Genomic DNA, 8,228 nt, shown 5'->3' with positions numbered 1-8,228 from the left:
AATTGGACTTCTGTGCGCATAGGCCGCAAGCACCGGCAGCTTCGCCAGCAGCCGGATGGTATTAACCTCGATAAGATCTGGCGAAGACGCGCTGAGCGAGCTTTCGTAGAAAGTTGAGAGCGCCTGGATACCGCCTGACAGCACAGCCATCGGGTGCGCGGTGTGCGGCAGCCCCTCGAAGTAGTACTTCATATCTTCGTGCAGCAGCGTGTGCCGGCGAATTTCGTTGTCAAACTTCGCCATCTGCTCCGCTGTTGGCAGCTCCCCGTAAATCAAAAGGTAGGCAACCTCAAGGAAGGTAGAGTGCTCAGCCAGCTGCTCAATCGGGTAGCCACGGTAGCGCAGCACCCCTTCATCACCGTCAATGTAGGTAATCTCTGATTTTGTTGATGCGGTGTTCACAAAGCCGTAATCAAGCGCGGTGAGACCGGTTTTGGCGGTCAGCTTGCTGATATCAATAGCGTTGCGCCCGCTGGTAGCTGCTACCACTGGCAGCTCCGCGGTGACATCTCCGTAGGTCAGTTTCACAGCCTGCGGTGCGGTGTTTGAGCTTTCTAGGGTCACACTTTCTCCTTGCTGTAGCGCGGCGTAGCGCGGCTCCTTATACCAAACCGTTTATGACAATTATGGTATGCATATACTCTATAGCAGATTTGCTCCGAGTGCTAAGTCAGCACGATAGCAGCGCGGCGGCCCGGGACTGATTGCGCCCGTAACGCCATCCTGCTACACCCCGCCACGGCCGGGTTTAAACCTTAGCCCGGCGGGTGGTTAAGCCTGCGGCGGCAGGGCTGCAATCAGCGGATGATCAAAGGGGTAAACCCCGGTTTTGGCGGCGCCACCGGGAGAACCGATCTCATCAAAGAATTCTGCATTAACCGTGTAGTAGGGCTCCCAGTCTTCCGGCAGGTCGTCTTCGTAGTAGATCGCTTCCACCGGGCACACCGGTTCGCAGGCCCCGCAGTCGACGCACTCATCAGGGTGGATGTAAAGCATCCGCTCCCCCTCGTAAATGCAGTCGACCGGGCACTCATCCACACATGCGCGATCTTTCACATCAACACACGGCAGCGCAATTACATACGTCACAGTAACCCCCTCCGCCTCTTTATTCTACGCCTATTTTGTGGGTGGATCAGGCTACGCCTGGCTCACATGAGCCAAAATTTTAGCGTGTCTACGGTCATAAACCGGCCCGGAAATCAGCACTGCAAGCTCCACCGCACCCCATGACATGAGCGCAGCAACTACCGGAACCGCCCAAATCAGCGCCGGCGTGCCGCTGGCCAAGGATGTCAGCACCGCAGGCACAGCGATGGTAAGCGGCGTCAGAATCAACGCCATCAGCATCCCGGCAAGCGACTGCACACCGCCGCTGGAGCCTTTACTGAATATGCTGTCTTCTGGCTTCGGAGCGATTGCTGGCAGCCACGCAGACAGCGCCACTCCGGCAGACAGCAGCACCACAAAAGCGGTGACGTAGATGCTGATAGCACCGATCGTGGTTATCCCGGAGCCAATAATCCAGCCGCCAATCGCACCGCACACAATCAGCAACGGCACGTAGATGACAACTTTGGCGAGGATGCGGGCGCGTCGATCCACCTTCCCCCGCACCGGAATGAGGTTGTGCCACACCAGGGTCTCCCCGTCGTAGGCGGAATCAAGCTGCCCGACTGACGCCGCCATCACCGCCACAATAAACCCAATCAAGCAGAACAGCACAAACTGTATCCCGTCTCCGCTAGAGCCTAACAGCTCACCTGTGTTAGCGACAATCCAGGAGAAGAGAATAATTACGAGCGGCACCGAACACAGATTCAGCAGGTGGCGTGGATCACGCAACTGGTAGCGCAGCAGTCGCCCCATCAGCGCCCCCAACACGCTTTGCGGCAGCATTCTGTCGAGCAGTGAGTTGGCACGCAGCTCGTTGGTGCCGTGCATCAGCACCGGCGCGGTGAGCCGCGGCGCCAACTGGGTTTGCCAGAGTTTAAACAGCAGCGCGATGGTCACAAGCGTAAGTGCCAGCTGCAGCGCCGCGAACAGGTAGTTGCCGGCGGCGAACGATGCTGCTGCCGCGAACGGAGCTGCGAACGGCACCCACTGCAGCACCGCACCGACCACGGCGGTTTGCTGTAACAGCTGCTCCGGACTCTCTAGCTGCAGCAGTGGAAACAGCAGCAGCTGCACAAAATATCCGGATGACACAAACAGCAGCAGCAGCACAATAAAGGTCATCTCGCGGGTTTTGCGGTGCGCCATTTTGGCCGCGAGACCGTCGGCCACAACTCGGCCTGTTAATAGCCACACCACCGCGGCCAGCGGCGCACACAGCAGGGAGGCGATTGTCGGCACAACCCCGGTTGTGAACGGAATCACGAGACACAGCGCCAGCAGCAGATAAACCACGCCCTGCACGCTAAAGAGGTGGGCGAGAAAGGCGCCTTTGGCCAGATCCACACCCCGCACCGGCAGCAGGCAAAACTGTTCTGGGCTCAGCGGCGGCTTGGTTGCGAAGAAGATGTTAATAATCACCCAGCTCAGCCCCAGCACGCAGGCAACGATGAGAATTGCTGGCACCACAAACTGTGCGGTGCCCGCCAGACGCAGCCCAACCATCCCGCTCATCATCAACATCAGGAAACCGAAACCGTAGAGCACCCCGATTATTGAGCCAGCGATAGCCCAACCGTTCTGCGTCACCCGGTTCCAGGTTTGCCGCCATGATAGCTGTAGAATCGCCAGCGGCACACTGCTGGTTTTATTATGTTTAGTTGCCATTTTGCGCCAACCAGTTCAACTCTGCGGCGTCGAGCTCAGCGTGCCCGCCAACCAGCTCTACAAACCGTTCCTGCAGGGTTTTGCCCTGGGTTACGTCTGCGATAGTACCAGCCGCAACCAGCGTCCCTTGATGGATTACCGCGACCGCATCGCACACTTTCTCCACCAGCTCCATTACGTGACTCGACAGCACCACGGTGCCGCCGCCAGCCACGATCCGCCGCAAAATATCGCGAATCACCTCTGAAGATACCGGATCAACCGCTTCAAAAGGTTCATCTAAAATCACCAGTTTCGGGGCGTGGATCAGCGCCGCCGCAATTCCGATTTTCTTTTTCATGCCGGCAGAATAGTCTACAATCATCTTGTTCTGCGCCTCGGTGAGCCCCAAAAGCTGCAGCAGTTCGGTGGCGCGTTGCTCAGTTTCTGCGGTTGTTAGGCCCCGCAGCATCCCGGTGTAGCGCAGCAGTTCCTTACCGGTGAGCCGCTCAAACTGCCGGATACCGTCTGGCAGTACGCCCATTGCTGCTTTGGCGGCTACCGGATCTTGCCACACGTCTTTGCCCAGAATTGCAACGCTGCCCTGGGTCGGTTCTAAAATCCCGGTAACCATTGAAAGAGTTGTGGTTTTACCGGCACCGTTGGGCCCCACAATGCCGAACATTGTACCCTGCGGCACTGCCAGACTGAGGTTATTAACCGCTACTTTTTGCCCGAAAACCTTAGTCAGGTTTAAGATTTCAATGCTGTGTGGTGAGATTTGATTCTGCTCGTGCAAAGCTGCCGCCTTTCATTCGGTATAAATGTTACCCGATTGTGACGGATATCTGATGTGCGAGTGGCTGCGCGGCCTTCGGCAGCTGACGCCGGCGCTCGGCACGCCCCTCACCTAAAAATCCAGGTTGCGGCAAGGCTGAGCCAGCAGGCGGCGGTGAGTGCCGGTGCGTAAGCCACGGTCCGGGCAGCCGCCGCTGTCGTAGCGCCGCCAACCCCAACCACAGCACCACGCAAATGCGCCCGGCTGCTGCTCAGCATCACCGTGACGGCGGTGGTCACCGCGAGCGCCATCAAAAACACCGCAATACTATCGATGTTGCCGTACCACAGCAGCTGCGTCACCAGCAGCCCCAGCAATTTCAGGTCTCCGCGCCCCACCGCAGCGGGCGCCAACAACACGGTAAGCACTGTAACCGCCACACCCGTTGCGGCGGCTGTGACCCATTTTGCCCCGGCGGCGGTCAGCGCGACCTGCTGCGGCTGATCCACCAACAGCAACACCGCAACCACCACCACGAGCGCCACAAAACTGCCGGTCACCATTATCAATAGTCGGTTGGGAATGCGGCGTGTGCGCACATCAGCCCGGCACCACAGCACGCTGCAGGCGGCGAAAACCAGCAGGTTTATCCCGGATGCCAGCGTCAGGTAAAGCATTACGGTGACGGGATAACGGCGATGGAGGAGGTGCGGGGAGCAGCCGCGGTGTCTGGCACAATCTCGGTGCCGATGCCGTTATTGGTGAGGATTTCCAGCAGCACCGAGTGCGGCACACGACCGTCAACGATACTGGCTTTTTGCACCCCGGCGCTGAGCGCGGTAACACAGGCACGCATTTTCGGAATCATGCCGTCGGCGAGACTCGGCAGCATTTCTTGCAGCTCACTGAGTGTCAGGCTGGAGATAAGGGAGGCTGGATCTGGCCACGCCGCGTACAGCCCGGCAACGTCTGTGAGCATCACCAGCTTTTCAGCCCCGAGCGCCGCTGCCAGGGCGCCAGCAGCGGTGTCTGCGTTGATGTTGAGCGACTGCCCCGGGTGGGCGCTGTTCGGCGCAATGGAGCTGACCACCGGAATCATCCCGTTTTCGAGGATGTGATGCACTGCGTCGGGGCGCACCCGAGTGATCTCCCCCACAAGCCCGAGATCAATCGTGGTGTTTTCTACCATTACTGGCGCTGCTGGCGCAGCCTGCAGCAGGCCGCCGTCTTCTCCGGAAATTCCCATCGCGAGCGGGGCGTGCTGGTTTATCGCATCAACCAGCTGGGGGTTCACAACTCCGGTTAGCACCATCCGCACCACGTTCATCACTTCCGGAGTGGTGACACGGTAGCCGCCCTGAAACTCGCTTTCAATGCCGAGGCGCCCCAGCATTTCGTTAATCTGCGGCCCGCCGCCGTGCACAATCACCGGTTTAATGCCGGCGTACCTGAGGTAAACCACGTCTTCGGCAAAGGCTTGAAACAGCGCCGCATCGACCATCGCGTTGCCGCCGAACTTAATCACAATGATTTTGTCACGGAATTTTTTCATCCACGGCAGGCTCTCCACCAGTACCTCAGCTTTGGCTGCTGCGGTGTTGAAGTCGTCCTGATTGCGAATAATTGTCATTGCTAGTCCCGCGAACTTTCGTGTCTTTCTGGTTCAGCGCTAGTTTAGTTATTGGTTTAGCTACTGAATTAGCTGCTGAATCAGTATTAACTGGAGTATGCGCTGTTTTCGTGAACGTATTCTTTAGTGAGGTCATTGGTGCGAATTTTTGCACTGTAACCACTGTCGGCTGCGGCGTTTAACGCGATTTCAACGAGGGTGCGCCGGGGGCTGAGATCGCACTCTTGCACCGGACGGTCTGGGGCGCCGGCGCTGCACAGTCGCACTCCGTTGAAGGAAACATCAACCTGGTAAGGGTCAAAATCCGCGTCGGTGGTGCCGATTGCCGCCAGCACCCGCCCCCAGTTAGGATCGTTACCGTAAATCGCGGCTTTAAAAAGATTATTACGGGCCAGGGCGCGGCCCACTACGGTCGCATCCCGGGTGCTTTTCGCGCCGGTCACCACAATATCAATGCTGTGACTGGCGCCCTCGGCGTCTGCCTGCAACTGCGCCGCCAAATCATCACACACCTTGGTGAGCGCGGCGGTGAACTCTGCGATGTCTACCGAACTGTCGCTCTCGCCGCTGCTGAGCAGGGTGACCTGGTCGTTGGTTGACATACAGCCGTCAGAGTCGAGGCAGTTAAAGGTGCTGTCGCAGGCCTGCCGTAGCGCGGTTTGCAAGGTTGCTGCAGTTAGTCGGGCATCGGTGGTGATGACAACCAACATGGTCGCGAGCCCCGGGGCGAGCATCCCCGCCCCCTTAGCCATCGCACCAATGCGCCACCCTACGGGGCTTTCATGCAGCGCGGTTTTGGTAACACTGTCGGTGGTGAGAATCGCTTCAGGCGCAGTTAAATCGTCTAGTGACTGCGCTTTAAACAATTCCGGAATCCCACCGAGAATCTTGTCACGCATCGCTTGATCACCATAACCGATTAGACCTGTGGAACACACTTGCACCTGCTGCGCAGTAACCACCACACCACCCTGCTGGGTTAACTGCTGCGCAACCGCCTCGGCGGTGAGCTTAGTGGTTTCGTAGCCGAACTGCCCGGTAAAGCAGTTAGCACTTCCGGAGTTCAGGATAATTGCGCGGGTATTCGCAATATCTGCCTGTTTTGACCATAAAATCGGGTTTGCCTGCGCCCGGTTGCTGGTGTAAACCGCGGCTGCCTGCGGCTGCGCACCGTTGTTGAGCACCAGCGCGAGATCTGGTTTGCCGCTCGATTTCAGCCCGACGCTGATACCGGCGGCGGTGAATCCATACGGGAAGGTTACGGTCATGGCGCGACTCCATCTGTTTCCAGGCCAAGCGTCTCAGGCAGCCCGCACGCAATATTTGCGCACTGCACTGCGGCTCCGGCGGTTCCTTTTACAAGATTATCAAGCGCTGCGGTGACAACTACTCGCTGGGCCCGGTTATCCACAGTAACCCCCAGAAGCAAGCAGTTTGACCCTACTGTGTCAGCAGTTCGCGGCTGCACTCCGTGCGGCAACACACGCACAAAAGGTTCTGCGGCGTAGCTGTTTTCCCAGGCGGCACGCACATCTTCCAGCGTCACTCCGGGCCGCAGCCGCGCGGTGCTGGTTGCTAGAATCCCACGAGACATTGGCACCAGCATCGGGGTGAAACTCAGCGTGCCATAGCCGCTGCTGTATTGCATTTGTGGATCAGCGTGCGCCGCGGCCGGCACAGTCGGGTCTGCGCCCGCTAACGCCTGTAAAATTTCCGGAATGTGGCGGTGTGATCCACCAACCGCATAAGGGGTTGCAGAGCCCAACATTTCAGCCGCCAGAAACTCTACTTTCGGAGCTTTGCCGGCGCCGCTGGGAGCCACCGCCAGAGCGCTAACCATATCTGTGGTCTCAATCAGCCCGGCTTGCACTCCGGGCGCGAGTGACAGCGCGACGGTGCTGGCGTTACAGCCGGGGGCCGCGATTTTGGTGGCCTGCCGCAGCCGCTCGCGCTGTTTGCCACCGGTTGCGAGAGTTAGCTCTGGCACGCCGTAGGCCCAGGGCTCGCAGAATGCTCCGCCGTAGTAGTCGGCCCAGTCACCAGCTTTAAGCAGCCGGTGATCAGCGCCGCAGTCTACCACCAGCTCAACGTTTTTAAGCTCTGCGGTGAGCGCCCCCGAGGCGCCGTGTGGCAACGCACAAAACACCACATCATGATTTGACAGCACCGTTGCCGTGGTTGGTTGCAGCGTGAGGTGCGCCAGCGAACGCAAATGCGGCTGCTGCGACAGCAGAGAGCTGCCGGCTGAGGAGTGCCCGGTTACCGTGGTCACCTCGAACTCAGGATGTTTACTCAGCACCCGCAACAGTTCGCCGCCAGCATAACCGCTGGCGCCGGCAACAGCAACCCGTTTCATGCCGCACCTTCCCCACAAAAGCCTGAGCGGCACCGCCGCGTTATGATGCTATTTTAACGCGGCGGCACCGCTCAGCGTGGTCTCAATTTCATTACAACCGGTGCCCTACGCCCTGGCCGGCCAGCACTCGCAGGCGCGACCGCTGCCCCGGCTCCCGCAGAGTCGAGTAATCGCAGGCAACTCTCGGCCCCGTGCCCCGGCAGCCGGGCCCGGTGCTAGTCGCGAATCCGCGCGCCGGTTGCCGCGGTCGCTGCGGTAACACCTGCGAGCTTGGCCTCGTTAGCCTCCGCCGCGGTGAGGGTGCGATCGGCAGCCCTAAAGCGCAATGCAAACGTTAGCGCTTTCTCGCCAGCGGCGACACCCTCGCCACGATAGTCAGCAACCAGTTGCATATCTTCCAGCAGTTCGCCAGCGCCAGCGGTGAAGCTGGTCGCAATTGCGGCTGCCGGTGTTTCTGCTGCGACCAGCAACGTCACATCCTGAGTTGCTGCCGGGTAGGTGCTGATACCGCTGACCTGCGCGGCCCGCGGTGCCAGCTCCAGCAAGCGATCCAAGTCTAGCTCGTAGGCTGCAACGCGGTGCGGCAGGTGATGCGCCGCCACCAGCTCAGGAACGAGCTCGCCTGCGTAACCGAGCAGCTCGTCCGCAATAGTGAGACGGGCACAGCGGCCCGGGTGGAATGCCGGATGCTGCCCCTGCGTCAC

At 59.4% G+C, this 8,228-nt stretch carries 9 protein-coding genes; all 9 read right to left on the bottom strand.

Features of this window, described 5'->3' with window-relative positions; genetic code table 11:
* Nucleotides 1-564, bottom strand: a 564-nt coding sequence (locus F5897_RS07615; protein ID WP_343048858.1) for a citrate/2-methylcitrate synthase, incomplete at its 3' end; no start/stop codon positions are given.
* Nucleotides 565-771: 207 nt separating this feature from the next.
* Complete coding sequence (gene fdxA / locus F5897_RS07610) at nucleotides 772-1,089, bottom strand: ferredoxin (RefSeq protein ID WP_124823912.1); 318 nt, start codon at nucleotides 1,087-1,089, stop codon at nucleotides 772-774.
* 51 nt (nucleotides 1,090-1,140) lie between these two features.
* Nucleotides 1,141-2,781: a hypothetical protein gene (locus F5897_RS07605; RefSeq protein WP_183305071.1), complete on the bottom strand. Its 1,641-nt coding sequence runs from the start codon at nucleotides 2,779-2,781 to the stop codon at nucleotides 1,141-1,143.
* Complete coding sequence (locus tag F5897_RS07600; RefSeq protein ID WP_221221353.1) at nucleotides 2,771-3,559, bottom strand: ABC transporter ATP-binding protein; 789 nt, start codon at nucleotides 3,557-3,559, stop codon at nucleotides 2,771-2,773. The genes F5897_RS07605 and F5897_RS07600 overlap by 11 nt, the downstream gene beginning before the upstream one ends.
* Nucleotides 3,560-3,666: 107 nt before the next feature.
* Nucleotides 3,667-4,101, bottom strand: coding sequence for a hypothetical protein (locus tag F5897_RS07595; protein WP_343048857.1), 435 nt, complete (start codon nucleotides 4,099-4,101; stop codon nucleotides 3,667-3,669).
* A gap of 113 nt (nucleotides 4,102-4,214) precedes the next feature.
* Nucleotides 4,215-5,168, bottom strand: coding sequence for an acetylglutamate kinase (gene argB, locus F5897_RS07590; RefSeq protein ID WP_183305069.1), 954 nt, complete (start codon nucleotides 5,166-5,168; stop codon nucleotides 4,215-4,217).
* Between the two features lie 86 nt (nucleotides 5,169-5,254).
* A complete protein-coding gene (gene argJ, locus F5897_RS07585) occupies nucleotides 5,255-6,436 on the bottom strand; it encodes a bifunctional glutamate N-acetyltransferase/amino-acid acetyltransferase ArgJ (RefSeq protein WP_183305068.1) in 1,182 nt (393 codons plus the stop codon).
* Nucleotides 6,433-7,524: an N-acetyl-gamma-glutamyl-phosphate reductase gene (argC, locus tag F5897_RS07580; RefSeq protein WP_183305067.1), complete on the bottom strand. Its 1,092-nt coding sequence runs from the start codon at nucleotides 7,522-7,524 to the stop codon at nucleotides 6,433-6,435. The genes argJ and argC overlap by 4 nt, the downstream gene beginning before the upstream one ends.
* Before the next feature lie 215 nt (nucleotides 7,525-7,739).
* On the bottom strand, nucleotides 7,740-8,228 hold a 489-nt coding region (locus F5897_RS07575; RefSeq protein ID WP_484482101.1), incomplete at its 5' end, for a phenylalanine--tRNA ligase subunit beta-related protein.

This window comes from Canibacter oris (assembly GCF_014197205.1).
Lineage (GTDB): Bacteria > Actinomycetota > Actinomycetes > Actinomycetales > Microbacteriaceae > Canibacter > Canibacter oris.
Note: the sequence above shows the minus strand (reverse complement) of the source record. Positions and strands in the feature narration are given on the sequence as shown.

Coding starts and splice junctions, on each gene's coding strand:
- F5897_RS07605 (WP_183305071.1), bottom strand. CDS start 2,781: ATGGCAACTAAACATAATAAAACCAGCAGTGTGCCGCTGGCGATTCTA.
- F5897_RS07595 (WP_343048857.1), bottom strand. CDS start 4,101: ATGGTGACCGGCAGTTTTGTGGCGCTCGTGGTGGTGGTTGCGGTGTTG.
- argB (WP_183305069.1), bottom strand. CDS start 5,168: ATGACAATTATTCGCAATCAGGACGACTTCAACACCGCAGCAGCCAAA.
- argJ (WP_183305068.1), bottom strand. CDS start 6,436: ATGACCGTAACCTTCCCGTATGGATTCACCGCCGCCGGTATCAGCGTC.
- argC (WP_183305067.1), bottom strand. CDS start 7,524: ATGAAACGGGTTGCTGTTGCCGGCGCCAGCGGTTATGCTGGCGGCGAA.